The sequence below is a fragment of the Carboxylicivirga longa genome, assembly GCF_050589825.1.
Lineage (GTDB): Bacteria > Bacteroidota > Bacteroidia > Bacteroidales > Marinilabiliaceae > Carboxylicivirga > Carboxylicivirga longa.
In genome coordinates this window covers 25,845-40,587 of record NZ_JBNGOZ010000022.1, presented here as the reverse complement: position 1 = coordinate 40,587, position 14,743 = coordinate 25,845, and the positions used below count along the sequence as shown (strand labels likewise).

The following is a 14,743-nucleotide window of genomic DNA, read 5'->3' as shown; positions in this document are numbered from 1 at the left end:
TTTTTGAAGTGTTGAAGAGTGAACCTCCTTGAAAACATTTTTGTTAAACCGATAAAAAGCCTTTCTTTGTAGTAACCCTTCAAAATATCGGTTTAACTAACTGCATTTATTTTTGGAAAATTATAAGCTACCAAGGCCTTGTGGCTCTTGATTGTAGCTTTAGTGCGCGATAGCGATAAGTTATTAGAGCACTTGAAATACTTAGTCTGCGTTAGCTCACTAATGCTGAGCTTTAGTGCGGAAGATAAGCCACAGGATTTATAATTTGAAAGCAGTCGCGACAAGAGACTAGTCAGCAAATGTTTACGAAGTTTAATGTAGCTGATTGTCAAATTTTTATCTTTGATGTTTTCTGTTTTTAAACATCTTATTAAAATGATAAAAGGCATGTGAATAATACGATTTTCAGCGTAAATTTGCAGCATTATTGATAATTATAACTTTTTATAGAACAAATGGAATTTATAGAACAACTTAAGCAGAGGGCAGGCGAGAATAAGAAACGCATCGTTCTGCCTGAAGGTTTAGAGGAGCGTACGCTTCGTGCCGCTAATACGATTTTAACAGAAGACTTCGCTGATATTATCCTTATTGGTAACCCCGATAAGGTGAAGGCAGCAGCGAGTGAATTTGGTTTGGAGGCGATTGGCAAGGCAACAGTTGTTGATCCGGAGATGCACGATAAGATGGAGGCTTATGCCGACATGATGGTGGAGATCAGAAAAAACAAAGGATTAACAAAAGAGGAAGCCCTTAAGTTGATAAAAAACCCGTTGTTTTTGGCAGTGATGATGATTAAGGCCGGAGATGCCGATGGCGAGGTGGCAGGTGCTGATAATGCTACCGGCGATGTGTTACGACCCGCTTTTCAATATGTTAAAACAGCGCCGGGCATTAGTGTTGTTTCCGGAGCCTTCATTATGATATTAAAAGATAAGAGCTTTGGTGAAGAAGGTATGATGGTGTTTGCCGATTGCGCGGTGCATCCTAACCCCACTGCCGAGGAGCTGGCTGAGATAGCCGTGGCCACCGGACGCACCACCAAAGCCATTGCCGGTTTTGAACCCAAAATTGCCATGTTAAGCTTCTCAACAAAGGGATCGGCGAAGCATGAGATGGTAGATAAGGTGGCAACAGCCACTGCCCTGGCGCAGAAGATGGCTCCGGATATGAAAATTGACGGCGAGCTCCAGTCCGATGCTGCTATTGTACCGGCTATCGGTCAGAAAAAGGCACCGGGTTCTGAAATTGCCGGGCAGGCCAATGTGTTGGTGTTCCCAACACTAGAGACTGGTAATATTGCCTATAAGCTGGTGCAGCGAATGGCGCAGGCCGAAGCAATTGGTCCCGTGCTACAGGGGATGGCGGCTCCCATCAACGATCTGTCGCGCGGTTGTTCCGTGAGTGACATTGTTAACCTGGTGGCAATCACGGCAAATCAGGCAGCAGGAAATATGTAATAGCAAGCCGGTTAGCGCCGGCTTTTGTATTTGAAGGCAATAACATAAGTATAAAAATCATTAGGAATTTAAAGGACAGATAGATGGCTGAAATTCTTGTGGAACCTATTGAACAGTATGCTCTAGGTCAAAAGAAAAAAGGGAAAACACTGTTTTCGAAAGTCGGTGTTATAGGATGTGGAAAAGAAGGACAAAGTATTGTCCGTATTGCCAGTTGGCATGGCATGGAAGTCGTTTTTATTGAGCTGAATGAAGAGAAAATATCTCAGGCGTTGGATAATATCGGTAAGGAGTTGGATAGCCGAATTGAAAACTGGGGTTTGACAGGAAGCGAGAAACGTGCCATAATGAGTCGCATTAAGGGCTCTACCAACTTTAGCGATTTAGGCGATTGTGACTTTGTGATTGAGGCCATACGCGCCGACGAGAAGACAGGTGTGCGCAGCATTGATACCCGCAAGGAAGTGTTTAGAAAGGTAGAGGAAGTGGTAAGCCGCGATGCTATTATCGCCACCAATGCAACTACCATTGTCGTAACAGAATTGGCCTCTGAGTTGCAATTCCCAGAGCGTTGTGCCAGCCTCCATTTTTTTGTAACATCACCCGAAGCCCGCATCATCGAGGTAGTAAAGGGTTTATACACTTCCAGCGATGTGTATGAGCGCGTTTGTACCTTTGTTAAGTTGATTAATCGCGATGTAATTCCTGTGGAAGAATCAGCCGGTATTGTGAGTGTTCGTTTGTACGTTACCCTGCTTAACGAGGCTTGTGCCACGCTGATGGAAGGGGTAGCTACTATGCGTGATATTGATAAGACCATGGAGATTGGTTTGGGTATGCGCGTAGGTCCCTTTAAGGCTGCTGATATTATTGGTTTGGATAAAGTGGTTCGTTGGATGGAAAACCTTCATGAAGAATTCGGTAATCAACGTTTTGCTCCCTCCCCAATGATCCGTCGTTTGGTGCGTGCCAAGCGTTTGGGTAGTCATGTGGGGGTTGGTTTCTATCGTTACGATCAGGAGGGTAATATCCTGGATGAAGAAACGAATGCCGGGAAACGCGACTAGTGGAGTAGAATAAAAATAACGAACATGATGGTGGTGTCATCATCAAAAAACGACTTTTGAAATGAAGATTTTAGTATTGAACTGTGGTAGTTCATCCATTAAATATCAGTTATTTAACATGGCCAATGATGATTGGCATGTTTTGGCTGCCGGTGCGGTTGAAAAAATCGGTTTGAAGGGCTCATTCCTGAAGCACCAAAAAGAAGATAACGAAAAAGTATTGTTGGAAGGTGAAATTTTAGATCATCAAACCGGTATTGACTACATTTTGGGCGTGCTGGTGAGCGAGCGTCATGGTTGTATCGCTTCACTTGAGGAGATTGATGCCGTGGGTCATCGCGTGGTGCATGGTGGCGAGGAGTTTAATTCCAGCGTATTTATCACCAACGATGTGGTGCGCAAGATGGAGGAGTGTATTGATTTGGCACCGCTGCACAACCCACCCAACCTAAAGGGTATTGATGCTATTACACAACTGCTTCCAAGTGTTCCGCAGTGCGGGGTTTTCGATACGGCATTTCACCAGACTATGCCCAAAGAGGCCTATATGTATGCCATTCCACAGTCTTTATATAAAAAATATGGTATCCGCCGCTACGGCTTTCATGGCACCAGCCATCGCTATGTATCCCGCCGTGCTTGTGAGCTGCTGGATGTTGATTACAACAATCAGAAGGTAATCGTATGTCACCTGGGTAACGGAGCCTCCATCTGTGCCATTAATAAGGGTGAGTCGGTGGATACATCCATGGGTTTTACTCCATTGGAAGGATTGGTGATGGGTACGCGCGCCGGTGACCTGGATGTGGGTGCTGTATCCTACATTATGGACAAAGAACTGATCGGAACACGTTCGGCCAGTGTGCTTTTTAACAAGCATAGCGGCTTGTTGGGGCTCACAGGTATCTCCTCGGATATGCGGGAGATTCATGCAGCAGCCGGTGAAGGCAATGATAATGCCCTGCTGGGACTGAAAGTTTATAACTACCGCATTCGTAAATACATTGGATCATATGCAGCAGCCATGGGTGGCGTTGACATGGTTGTATTTACGGGTGGTATTGGCGAGAATGCCGACTATGTAAGAGCTGGTGTGTGTGAAGGTCTTGAATTTTTAGGCTTACAGCTGGATGCCGAAGTAAACAAAGCAACCCATGCCGAAGAGCAGACAATCAGCTCCAATGATAGTCGTGTGAAGGTATTGGTAGTGCCAACTAACGAAGAACTGGTAATTGCACAAGATACCAAGCAAATTGTTGAAGAGCTGGCCAATCGTTAATCCTTAAGTAGCTAACTAAATCCTTATTCATACTATGTTTAAATCCTTATCAGATCTTCAGAAGCTTGTTGAGAATAGTAAAGTAAAGAAGAGGCTAGTACTTGCGGTGTCGCAAGATTCGCACTCACTGGAGGCTGTTAATACAGCCTTTCAGTCTGGCATTATCGAGCCCGTTTTAATCGGTTCACGACCCGATACCGAGCGTATCGTTGAGGAGAGAGGCTTTGATTTTAACGGTGCTACTTTTATTCACGAGCCCGACAATGTAAAAGCGGTGGAGTTGGCCGTGCGCATGGTGCACGATGGAAAGGCCGATATACTCATGAAAGGTAAGGTGCCGACCCCGGTATTACTCAAGGGAGTGCTCAATAAAGAGTGGGGACTGCGCACCGGCAGCTTGCTGTCGCATTTCGCCCTGTTTGAGGTGGATACCTATCATAAGCTGATTGCCGTTACCGATGTGGCAATGAACATCGCACCCAACCTACAGGATAAAATCGCTATTGTGAACAATTCGGTGGGTTTTATGAATAAAATGGGCATTGCCAAGCCCAAGGTAGCAGTGTTGGGGGCCATCGAGATTGTAAATGAGAGCATGCAGGCTACCCTGGATGCTGCATTGCTGTCCAAGATGAATCAACGCGATCAGATCAAAAACTGCCTTATTGACGGTCCTCTGGCCTTTGATAATGCCATTAGTTTTGAGAGTGCCAAACACAAGGGTATTAAAAGTGAGGTGGCAGGCGATACCGATCTGTTGCTAATGCCCGATATTGAGGTGGGTAATGTGCTGTATAAAACATTGGTGTTTTTTGCTAAAGCAAAGGTGGCTTCGGTCATATTGGGTGCCTCAGCGCCCATCGTACTCACTTCACGCAGCGATTCAGAAGAGTCGAAATATAATAGTATTTTATTGGCTACCATGGGTTAGTTACTCACCCGATCTGCAAGGCAGATCGGGTGATTTTTATTAAAGCATTAGTGAGCCATAAGTGCAGGGTACTTAACAATACCCTGATATGAAAAATCCGATAAAAATCCCTTAAATTTATGACTAGCTATGAACAAGAAAAAAATCCTTGTTGTTAATCCGGGTTCTACCTCCACAAAAATTGCTGTTTACTGTGGTGATAAATCTGTTTTTTTAAAAACACTGCGCCATTCGGCAGAGGAGATCAGTCGCTTTGAAAACATTGCTTCGCAGTTTGAGTTTCGTAAAGAGATCATTGTTAAAGAGCTGCTGGAAGCTGATATTGAGATTGATGACTTTGATGCCATTGTAGGGCGAGGCGGTATGGTTAAGCCTATTGCCTCTGGTGTTTATGAAGTAAATGAAGCCTTGAAAGCCGATCTGCGCAGAGGTGTTTTGGGGCAGCACGCCAGTAACCTGGGTGGTTTAATTGCCGATGATATTGCCAAAAATATTGAAGGCGCCCGTGCTTTTATAGCCGACCCGGTAGTCGTTGACGAGTTGCAGGATGTGGCCCGCATCACCGGACACCCCGATATGCCACGTCGCTCTATTTTTCATGCGCTTAATCAAAAGGCAGTAGCCAAGCGTTTTGCCAAAGAGGTAGAGAAAAAATATGAAGACCTCAATGTGATAGTGGCGCATTTAGGTGGAGGTATCTCTGTGGGAGCCCACCTAAAAGGAAAAGTTGTAGATGTGAATAACGCATTGGATGGCTACGGCCCTTTCTCTCCCGAGCGTGCAGGTACATTGCCTACCGGGGCTTTAATTGATGCCTGTTTTAGCGGTAAATATTCCTATGAGGAGATGCGTAAGTTTGTGAATGGTAAAGGTGGATTAGTGGCCCACCTGGGTACTAATATGGCGAGTGAAGTGGAGAAAAAAGCAGCTGAGGGTGATCCACATCATAAACTGATCCATTCGGCCATGGCTTATCAAATCGGTAAAACCATTGGTGGTTGTGCCGCCGTGTTAAAAGGACAAGTCGATGGTATTATTATTACCGGCGGTATCGCTTACGACAAGATATTGGTTGAATACCTGAAGGATATGATAGGGTGGTTGGCACCTGTGAAAGTGTATCCGGGTGAAGATGAGATGTGGGCCCTGGCCGAAAACGGACTGGCCGTGCTCAATGGCGAAGTGAGTTGTAAAACTTATGAGTAGTGTGTCTTCATTTAAAATACAGGAATCCCGCTCTGTAAAAGGCGGGATTTTTTTATCTTGGAGGCGGTTGAAACCTGTCTGGTACTTGAAGATGGATAAAGGGTAACTACAACTTATGAATTGCTTGAGTTGTTGCCTCCTTAGAAGGTCATCGGTCAGGTCTTACAAAAACTGAAGATAAAATATGGAAGAATTTAATGCTTATTCATGGGTTATTGGCGCCGCCATTATCATCATTATTTCTTATGTGTATAACCTGGTGGCTCAAAAAACGCATATACCCAGTGTAATACTGTTGATTGCCAGTGGCTATCTGGCTAAGGAGTTTTTGGGCGTTACCTTTAACGAAGAAGAGTGGTTTCTGCCTTTAGAGGTGCTGGGAATTGTGGGCTTAATACTGATTGTACTGGAGGCAGCATTGGATTTGCAGTTACGCAAGGATCGACTGCCCTTAATCGGCCTTTCTACCTTTGTGGCGGCTCTATCGCTTTTTTTCAATACCTTCTTTCTGGCCATTGGTATCCGTTATTTTATTGGCAACCTCGACTGGCTCACCGCCATTATCTACGCCATTCCTCTGTCTATCACCAGCAGTGCCATAGTAATACCCAGTGTGGGGAAACTGCCGCGCGCCAAGCGCGAGTTTATGATATACGAAAGTACGATTTCCGATATCCTGGGGATCATGTTTTTCTATCTTTTGGTGGAAAACCTGAATACCAACGGAGCCACTATGGTGGGCTTAAATGTGTTGATTAGCATTGGAGGTACGCTGTTGCTCAGTATCACCCTCTCTTATGCCATGATTCTTCTTTTTCAGCGCATTAAGTCGGATGTTAAGTTGTTTTTGTTTTTTGCAGTACTCATCTTATTTTATGCCATTGGCAAGCTCTTTCATCTGTCGTCACTTCTTATGATTCTTGTATTTGGCATGGTGCTCGAGAATCGTATGTTGTTTTTCAGTGGTTTTATGCGCAAGTACCTGATGGAAGATAATGTGCGCCGTATTTTGGTGGATTTTAAGCTGCTTACGCGTGAGAGTGCTTTTGTGGTGCGCACCTTCTTTTTCTTTGTGCTGGGCATGTCCATTACGCTGGCCGGTGTGTTCGTGCCCCATATTTTATTGCTGACTGTCTATTTTATTGTAGGGCTCTTTGCTTTTCGTTGGCTGATGTTTAAAATCATGTTTAAACGCGACTATTTTCCACAGTTTCTAATAGCTCCCCGTGGTCTTATTTCTATTTTGCTTTTCTTTGCAATACCCAAGGAGTTTAGAATTAATGATTTTGAGTTAGGCATTCTTTTGTTATCTATTGTGGTAACCAGTTTGTTAATGGCATGGGCTTTGGTATTAAATAGTGTGGGGCGTGTAGGTCGAATAAAACGCTATATGGTGATTGTGAGGGTTTTAAAACGAGGTAAAAACATTGTGAAGCGCCACGATGTTTAGGGCTTGGTATGGAATATGAAATGATTTTTAGGAGAACGGTAATGAAGAGATATATACTTATACTATCGATAATGATGTGGGGGGTGCTAGCTAATGCTCAGCTTTCGCAAGGCGGACATCCGGCTCCCATGGATAATTTTCCAAATGCGCTGAAGCTGAAACCGATTCAACAGCCCTTGGCGAAGCAAAGTAAGCCAGAAGCTTTAGGTAAAGTACCTTTTCGTTTTGCAGAACCTATTTATACAGCGCTCAGTCCTGAAAATTCCGGGGAATGGTCCCGGCAAGGCGATAAATATATTTGGCGTATGGTGGTGCAGTCGGAGGGCGCAAAGAGTCTGAACCTCATATTTGATCGTTTTAACTTAAGACATGGAGAGCAGCTTTTTGCCTATAATCCCGATCGGAGCCATGTGTTGGGAGCCTTTACCAACGTCAATAATAATCCCTCCGGCTTATTTGCCATAGCCCCTGTAGCAGGTGATGTGCTGATACTGGAATTGCAAACACCCTATCCGCCCGATTCAGAACATGATCTGCTGGTGAGTGCTGTTAACCACGATTATGTGGGGGTATTGGAAGTGCTGAAAGACTGGCGTGATTATGGTTACTCTTGCGACGAGCAGGTCAATGCCGTTTGTAAGCCCATTAATACCGATGAGGTGAATCGTGCGGTATGTAAGATAATGATTGATGGCGCAGAGTTTTGCTCCGGTACCATGGTAGCCAACAGCAAAAAAAACGGCAAGCCCTATTTTCTTACTGCGGCACACTGTTTCAAGTATCTCAATCTAACGGCTCAAAATGTGATTTTCTATTTCAGTTTCGAGTCATCAACCTGTGATCCTACCACGGTTGGTACCGATGTGCAGACCCTTTCTGGTGCGCAACTGGAGGCCTATATGGATGATCTGGATTTTGCATTGCTGCGCCTGGATAAGATGCCGCCGGCCGATTATCATCCTTACTGGGTAGGCTGGACGCTGGATAAACAAATAGATAATGTTGTTTATACGGTTCATCATCCCAATAAGGATATTAAAAAGGTATCGGTATCGCAGGCCGCACCCATCCCCACTACTTTTGATTTCTATGGGCTGTTTCGTTCGGATGCACACTGGTTAGTGGAGCAATGGCAGGTGGGAACCACGGAGGGAGGCTCATCAGGTGCCGGATTGTTTACCGATTCACACAAGCTGATTGGCTATTTATCAGGTGGTGAAGCCGGGTGTGGGAATCCTGTTAATGATTACTTCGGGCGTTTGAATAAGGCCTGGGATAGCGAAACGGCAATCAACAAGCAGTTAAAGTACTGGTTGGATGATGCAGATCTGGGTGTTAACAGCATTTCTGGTTACGATTTTTATGCCGATAAGTTGCTCTTATCGCATTATCATGAAGGAGATGTAAAAACGCTTTACCGTGATGTGCAGTTCGATGGCAGCTTGTCGGGGCACAATAGCTTGCACTACACGGCCTATGCCGAGCGCTACGATGGCTTTGCCGAGGCCTCCATTGCCGGTGTATATCTGAGACCCGCACAGGTAGAGTCAGCCGGTAGCAACCAAACTTTCAACCTGAAGATATGGAAGGATGTGGATGGCTTGCCCGGCGAGGAGTTATGGAAGCTTAACGATGTGCCACTGGGTGAAATTTCAACGGCTCAACAGCTGTTTGTGCTGGATGAGCCGGTGGTGGCAGAAGGATCTGTTTTTGTAGGTGTAGAGCTGAGTTACGACCCTGTATCGGTGGATACACTGGCCCTTTATCAGGTGCTGCCGCAGGGCAAGGCTCCGGCCGATAATACGGCTTTTATATTGGATAATCAGGAATGGAAGCCCTATAATACTCTGCATCCTCAAGGTGATAATGGCGCTTACTTAATTGATTTGTTAATCGTGAATAGTGAAGTGGGAACCGATGATGACAGCTTGAAGATAGCTAACGATGGAATTCGTATCTCTCCTAATCCTATACGCAACGGGGTGCTTAAATTTACCTCGGATTATCATACGCTTCGGCAAATTGAAGTTTATGGGCTTAATGGGCGTCGCATGAAAGCTTTTCGGGTGCGTAACCCCAGGGGCGACAGCTTTGATGTGGCTGATTTGCCGCCCGGCATTTACCTCGTACGGTTTAAAACAGAAACCCACTCTGTGGTTAAAAAAGTATTGCTGCTTAATTAAGTATAGAGTTGATGACTTTAAGTTTTTCATTTATCGGATGACCAAGCAATTGTATATTCCTTGGTCATCCGATAAATACTCATAATTCTTTCTTTAAGTAGAGCAGCTACTTGCTTATTTTTAAGTTGTCGAGGCAGAAATACATGGGTAGTTCAAATTCCGCATCGTCATCGCGCGATGAGCTCAACTGAAAGCCCAGTTGGTGAACGGCGCCCAGTTCGCTTAGTGACAGTTCCTCCCATTCCGACACAATGAATTTATCGGCGGTGGCTTGGGGGCGATAATCAGCCAGCAGAAACTTAGCAGGAGTACCCATGGGGTTGCCAGCACTGTCGTAACCCGTTATGGTGAGCAGGAAGTAATCTTTTCCCTCCTTTTTGTTAAAGCCGCTTTGCATGTAAAGATAACTACGTGTGCAGTTGTTAAGGGCGATGCTTTTAAGGGTGTGCGCCTTATTATCGGCAAAAGAAATGCGATTGCTGTATCCGTCCTGTTGTTTGAAAATCATGAAATTATCCGACTCTTCAGCCGCCGTTCTTCCATAAGCACTAAACTCGCCTCTTGAGGCCGAATTGGATGTACTGGCATTTTTGCTCACGGCAAAGCCACTCCACTCATCTGCGTCCGGGGTGCCCGGCAGGCAGGGATATTGCACGTATTTAAACTGATGCAGGTTGTTTTCGGGCGTGTTGTTATAGCCGTTTTCGTTGAAATCATCAAACTCCTCAAACGAATTGATATCAAGGGAATGAACCTTTATGTGCATCGTGTCGCTGCCATAGGGTGTTTCAACAGAAAATATAAATCGGTATAGTCCCAGGGCACGATTCTCAAAGGTGTAATCTTTATCATTGTGGATGGCTTCGGTAATTCCTTCCTCATACCAGGCATATTCTGAGTTAATGTCGTAGGTTATTTTGGGTTCTATCACTACGGCACTATCTGTGTCAAAGTCAAAGCCGTCATTGGGCATCTTCAGAAAAATTTCTGGCGGTGGTATGTCTTTTTCGTTATTGTTGCAAGCTGCAAAGCCGAGGGCGATAAAGAGTATATAGCCGTATTTTAACATGTTAATTCAGTTTAAAGTAATGATCCAGGAAGCCGGGAATCTGTTCGGCACTAATTCGTTTGGCCAGTATTTTTTTGTCTTTGTCCAGTATGTAAATTACCGGGGTACTGTATATGTCATAGTTATTCCTGAAGTTGCTTTTGTTGTACGGATCGTACAGATGAATCCATTCGTGCAGTCCGTGTTGGTTAATAAAATCCACCCAGGGTTCTTTCTCCCACTGTGTGTACACGGCGATTATTTTTATGTGTTGGTCGGAATATTTTTGCCATACATCCGTATTCAGTTTGGGCACTTCCTTGCTACAGTGTCCGCATTCGGGTTCCCAGAACACCAGTATACTGATGTCGGCACTCACTTCGCTTAGTCGGAAGAACTCACCGTTGTGCGATTGCATTTTGAAGTCAGCAGCTTTTTGTCCCAACAGGTTAGGTTTAATTTTATGTACCCGCTCCTTTAGCTTGGTCAGAAAGTCCTCATCTACCCAGTCGGCGTGGCCGCTTAGGTAATACGTTTCGCCCAGTGCCACCAGGAGTGCATCCATGCCCATTATCTTGCTTTCGTTGGCGCGGTTGAATAAATGCTGAATCAGGTACTTCTCCATCTCGTAATTGCCTTGGGCCATGGCAATAACACGATGCGACTCTTTAATAAGCGTGTCGGGCACTTGCAGCACCACTTTGTCAAAATAGGTATCCAGCTTATTGGTAAAAAAAGGAGTACGCAGCATGCGGGCATCGTTCATTTGGATGTTATCGAAGTAATGCGCTTTGTAATAATCATAGCGCATGCGCTGAACCACAGAGTCCGGGTTAAGGGAGCCTTGGGGTGCCTGCATTCTTGGTACTTCAACTTCTTGGGTGGCCTTTAAAAAGAGGCTTAGGAAACTGTTGGGATATTTCTTCACCAGTGTTTCATATTTTTTATTCACATCTTCCGATAAAGTGGCCATTTGCTCTTGCAGCATTTTTTTACGGGCTGCATCGGGCGCTGCCTTCAGCTGCTCCTGAATGGGGGCTGCCTCCCGCTGCTTGCTTATCATATATTGTTGGTAGCCTAAAAAATCGGTGCTTTCAGGTGCTCCTTCCAGCTTCATGTTGTTCAGTAGATCATCTTTCGAAGTACTGATGTTCATGCTTTGGTCGCTGCCAATCAATAGGTCGAAATAGCTTTTATCTTCCAGAAACAGCACGTATAGGCCTTCGTCCAATTTATCTTCTCCCTCAAATACAAAGTTGCCTTTTTCGTTGATAAAGGTGGTATCCTTCACCAGCATCTTTTTGTTAAAATAATAACCCAGTATGAGTGTTGAATCGCTGTAATTATTGATATTGACATGGATGCGATGTCCCTGTGCCTGGACTCCGGAAAGAGATATACATAATAAAGCTGTGATGGTGTGGAGGTATCTCATTTTACTGTTTTTTATTTACAATCTGTGTCTTGAGTCGAAATAAATAAAGTAATTTATAAAGATCAAATAGAAGTATTGAAGGGTAAATAGCCTCAAGGAAGTAGGCCAGGGCTTTGTTAAAAATAATAAACAGGGCGGCCATCGAATGTATTACAGGGGCAGGCATGCTTGCCTTCAATAGTTTTATGGCTTTGTGCTTTTCCAATGCTTTTGAGTTGGTAAAGCAATAGATGTTCCATAAGTTATTTAACGATTCGCGGGTTTTTGCCAGAAATACAGGTGCCGGCTCCAGTCCCAGATGAATCACTTTGTTATCAATTTGCTGAAAGACGATTTGTCGGAGGCGCAGCTGAATGCCAAAAAGTGTGTCTTCGTTGCCGTAGCCTTTTATGCGCTCATCAAACTGTATGCGTCTGAATAGTTCGGCATCTATCATAAAGTTAGACGACAGAAAACTTACAGAGTGGCGGTCGTATTTAATGCGTGCCTCTCTTTTTCGTCCATAGTTCCATCGGAGGCGAAGACTGCGTTTTTGAGGTCGTTCGCCGTAAGCAAGCCTCCCGATAACGAGGGGCAGCTTAATAACATTGGGCTGCGCATAGCTTTGCACAAATCCGTTGGACACCATACAGTCGCCATCGATAAACAAAATCTTTTGGTAGCGGGCATAATGCCCCAGTCGGTTGCGTGTGGCTGCCCGTCCCTTATTCTCCTGTTCGTAATAACGCACATAGGGCAGTTGCTTCAGGGGGCGGTTGACCGTGCGAATATTATCCGCTGAGCCATCGTCCAGTACGATAACTTCGCCCGTAATGCCCGACTGCTCAAATTGTTTATTTAAGGCAGCTGCCAGCGCTCTTACATCAACATTATAAACCGGTATACAAATACTAAGCATTTGCCTACAGGGCTTGTGTACTGTTTTTCAACCAAGCTTTCTCTGCGTCATCAAGGGCCGGCGACAGCTGTTCGTAAACCCGCTTGTGATAGCGATTCAGCCAGTCTTTTTCTTCCTCATTCAGCAACGAAACATCAATGGCACGTCGGTCGATGGGACACAGCGTCAGCGTCTCAAATTTCATGAAGGTGCCGAAGGTGGTCTCCTGATCCTTCACGGTCAGTATCAGGTTTTCGATGCGTATGCCATGCTTGCCAGCCTTATAAATACCCGGTTCGTTGGACGATATCATGCCTTCCTGTATCTCTACGCCATTGTCTTGTGGACGAATACTTTGGGGGCCTTCGTGTACACACAAGAAATGTCCTATTCCATGGCCTGTGCCGTGTCCGTAGTTAATGCCGCGCTGCCACATGGCCTGACGCGCCAGTATGTCGAGATGCACCCCACGTGTACCGGTGGGGAAAACGGCCTTGTCCAGGCCAATATGTCCTTTAAGCACCAGCGTAAAATCGATTTTTTCCTCATCTGTTAGCGGTCCAAGGGCTATGGTACGTGTGATATCAGTAGTCCCCTCGTCGTACTGACCCCCCGAATCCACCAGGTACAAGCCTTTGGGTGCCAGCACTTGCGCACTCTCGGGCGTTACTGCATAATGCACTATGGCGCCATTGGCCGCATAGCCACTGATGGTGTTGAATGAATCTCCATGGTAGTTATTCTGCTCGGCTCTGAAGAAACTTAGTTTTTCAGCAGCGCTCAGTTCGGTAATAGTTTCTTTACCAATGTTATTATCCAGCCAGTATAAGAAACGTGTCATGGCCACTCCATCTTTCACCATGGCTTTTCTGAAATTCTCAATCTCCACCTGGTTTTTTCTGGCTTTCAGATTGGTGATGATGCTGACCTGCTCAATACGTGCAGATTGTGTTGGCAGGTTACTCAGTATGGTGCTATTGGTTCTGTCGGGGTCGATGAGTATGATGCTGTCGGGCAGCATATCCTTGAGGAAATTATAAAAATCTTTGTACAGGTTTACCTTGATATCTTCCTTGGCCAGTTGCTTACCAATGGTCGAGGTAAGTTTATGCGGATCGATAAAGAAGAAAACTTGATTTTCAGTGATGATCAGGTAGGCATGGAACAAGGGGTTATAGGGTATGTCGGTGCCCCGAAAGTTAAGCGCCCAGGCAATTTCATCCAGCGCTGCAATGATGTAATGGGTGGCGCCCTGTTCACGCATTTTTTGGCGTATCAGTTTGATCTTTTCCGTGCGGCTCAGTCCACAATATTGCGTTGATAACTCAAAGATGCCATCATCGGGCATAGGCGGACGTCCCTCCCAAATATCTTCGTCGAGCGATACTTTACCATCCAGACGAATATCTACTTTCTTCAGCTTGGTAGCCAGCTGACGATATTCATTTACTGTAATGGTTTTTCCGTTGATGCCTACCACACAACCGGCATTGAGGTGAACGCTGATCCATTCGCGGTAATCGGGCACTCCTGCCTCACCCATACGAAACAGCTCGATCCCCGAGTCGGCCAGCTCTTCTTCGGCCTGCAGGAAGTAGCGCGAGTCGGTCCATAAGCCTGCTTCTTCGCTGGTGATCACCACGGTGCCGGCGGAGCCGGTAAAGCCCGAAATCCATTCGCGAAATTTCCAGTGCTCAGAAGGATATTCACTCAAGTGGGGGTCGGCACTGGTAATAATCAGGGCATCAACGCCAAGCGTCGCCATATAACTTCTTAACTTAAACAATCGATCGGATGTTGACATAGA

General features: G+C 45.4%; 11 protein-coding genes. 7 read left to right on the top strand and 4 right to left on the bottom strand.

Features of this window, described 5'->3' with window-relative positions; genetic code table 11:
* The first annotated feature begins 455 nt into the window (after positions 1-455).
* The 7 genes from pta (at position 456) to ACRD7A_RS15910 (ending at position 9,576) form a co-directional block, all read left to right on the top strand.
* Positions 456-1,460, top strand: coding sequence for a phosphate acetyltransferase (gene pta / locus ACRD7A_RS15940; protein ID WP_430812203.1), 1,005 nt, complete (start codon positions 456-458; stop codon positions 1,458-1,460).
* A gap of 83 nt (positions 1,461-1,543) precedes the next feature.
* The gene (locus ACRD7A_RS15935) at positions 1,544-2,527 is read left to right on the top strand and encodes a 3-hydroxyacyl-CoA dehydrogenase family protein (protein ID WP_430812204.1); all 984 of its coding nucleotides are present in this window, start codon (positions 1,544-1,546) and stop codon (positions 2,525-2,527) included.
* A gap of 61 nt (positions 2,528-2,588) precedes the next feature.
* Positions 2,589-3,806 (top strand): acetate/propionate family kinase, encoded by a 1,218-nt coding sequence (locus ACRD7A_RS15930; protein ID WP_430812205.1) that lies wholly within the window; start codon positions 2,589-2,591, stop codon positions 3,804-3,806.
* Positions 3,807-3,840: 34 nt separating this feature from the next.
* Positions 3,841-4,737: a bifunctional enoyl-CoA hydratase/phosphate acetyltransferase gene (locus tag ACRD7A_RS15925; protein ID WP_430812206.1), complete on the top strand. Its 897-nt coding sequence runs from the start codon at positions 3,841-3,843 to the stop codon at positions 4,735-4,737.
* A gap of 129 nt (positions 4,738-4,866) precedes the next feature.
* Entirely contained in the window at positions 4,867-5,943 is a 1,077-nt protein-coding gene (gene buk, locus ACRD7A_RS15920; protein ID WP_430812207.1) for a butyrate kinase, read from the top strand.
* Positions 5,944-6,127: 184 nt separating this feature from the next.
* A complete protein-coding gene (locus ACRD7A_RS15915; protein ID WP_430812208.1) occupies positions 6,128-7,393 on the top strand; it encodes a cation:proton antiporter domain-containing protein in 1,266 nt (421 codons plus the stop codon).
* A gap of 41 nt (positions 7,394-7,434) precedes the next feature.
* On the top strand, positions 7,435-9,576 hold the full coding sequence (locus ACRD7A_RS15910) for a T9SS type A sorting domain-containing protein (RefSeq protein ID WP_430812209.1): 2,142 nt from the start codon (positions 7,435-7,437) through the stop codon (positions 9,574-9,576).
* Between the two features lie 106 nt (positions 9,577-9,682).
* Here the strand turns inward: ACRD7A_RS15910 and ACRD7A_RS15905 are convergent, their stop codons facing one another.
* Genes ACRD7A_RS15905 through ACRD7A_RS15890 form a run of 4 tightly spaced genes read right to left on the bottom strand, consistent with a single transcriptional unit; the run spans position 9,683 to position 14,740 of the window.
* Positions 9,683-10,645 (bottom strand): DUF4465 domain-containing protein, encoded by a 963-nt coding sequence (locus ACRD7A_RS15905; RefSeq protein ID WP_430812210.1) that lies wholly within the window; start codon positions 10,643-10,645, stop codon positions 9,683-9,685.
* A gap of 1 nt (position 10,646) precedes the next feature.
* Positions 10,647-12,059, bottom strand: a complete 1,413-nt coding sequence (locus tag ACRD7A_RS15900) for a redoxin domain-containing protein (RefSeq protein WP_430812211.1) — start codon at positions 12,057-12,059, stop codon at positions 10,647-10,649.
* Position 12,060: 1 nt separating this feature from the next.
* Entirely contained in the window at positions 12,061-12,957 is an 897-nt protein-coding gene (locus tag ACRD7A_RS15895) for a glycosyltransferase family 2 protein (protein ID WP_430812212.1), read from the bottom strand.
* Between the two features lie 4 nt (positions 12,958-12,961).
* Positions 12,962-14,740 carry an aminopeptidase P family protein gene (locus ACRD7A_RS15890; RefSeq protein ID WP_430812213.1) on the bottom strand — a complete coding sequence of 593 codons (1,779 nt, stop codon included), beginning with the start codon at positions 14,738-14,740 and terminating at the stop codon, positions 12,962-12,964.
* Positions 14,741-14,743 lie beyond the last annotated feature (3 nt).

Coding starts and splice junctions, on each gene's coding strand:
- ACRD7A_RS15905 (WP_430812210.1), bottom strand. CDS start 10,645: ATGTTAAAATACGGCTATATACTCTTTATCGCCCTCGGCTTTGCAGCT.
- ACRD7A_RS15900 (WP_430812211.1), bottom strand. CDS start 12,059: ATGAGATACCTCCACACCATCACAGCTTTATTATGTATATCTCTTTCC.
- pta (WP_430812203.1), top strand. CDS start 456: ATGGAATTTATAGAACAACTTAAGCAGAGGGCAGGCGAGAATAAGAAA.
- ACRD7A_RS15910 (WP_430812209.1), top strand. CDS start 7,435: ATGAAGAGATATATACTTATACTATCGATAATGATGTGGGGGGTGCTA.
- ACRD7A_RS15925 (WP_430812206.1), top strand. CDS start 3,841: ATGTTTAAATCCTTATCAGATCTTCAGAAGCTTGTTGAGAATAGTAAA.
- ACRD7A_RS15935 (WP_430812204.1), top strand. CDS start 1,544: ATGGCTGAAATTCTTGTGGAACCTATTGAACAGTATGCTCTAGGTCAA.
- ACRD7A_RS15915 (WP_430812208.1), top strand. CDS start 6,128: ATGGAAGAATTTAATGCTTATTCATGGGTTATTGGCGCCGCCATTATC.
- ACRD7A_RS15930 (WP_430812205.1), top strand. CDS start 2,589: ATGAAGATTTTAGTATTGAACTGTGGTAGTTCATCCATTAAATATCAG.
- ACRD7A_RS15890 (WP_430812213.1), bottom strand. CDS start 14,740: ATGTCAACATCCGATCGATTGTTTAAGTTAAGAAGTTATATGGCGACG.
- buk (WP_430812207.1), top strand. CDS start 4,867: ATGAACAAGAAAAAAATCCTTGTTGTTAATCCGGGTTCTACCTCCACA.
- ACRD7A_RS15895 (WP_430812212.1), bottom strand. CDS start 12,957: ATGCTTAGTATTTGTATACCGGTTTATAATGTTGATGTAAGAGCGCTG.